Genomic DNA, 236 nt, shown 5'->3' on the forward strand with positions numbered 1-236 from the left:
GTTTGCCAAGCCTATCCCGACGACCTTTCCGAAGCCGAACGTGTGCGTGCGGTGGGCATGGAAAACGTCGTCGTTCAGCTCGACCACTTAAAGACGCATCCGTCCATGGCTGCAAAGCTCGCGACCAACGAGATCACCCTGCATGGCTGGTTCTTCGACATCGAGACGGGCGAGGTCCAAGTCTATGACGGGGCTTTGGCAAGTTTTACCGAGGTGCAGGAGGGTGAGGCGCTGCC

General features: G+C 58.9%; 1 protein-coding gene. It reads left to right on the forward strand.

Annotated elements, in window-relative coordinates; genetic code table 11:
- Positions 1-236, forward strand: a 236-nt coding sequence (locus AF337_RS29670) for a carbonic anhydrase (protein ID WP_280138874.1), incomplete at both ends; no start/stop codon positions are given.

This window comes from Rhizobium ecuadorense, from assembly GCF_001187535.1.
Lineage (GTDB): Bacteria > Pseudomonadota > Alphaproteobacteria > Rhizobiales > Rhizobiaceae > Rhizobium > Rhizobium ecuadorense.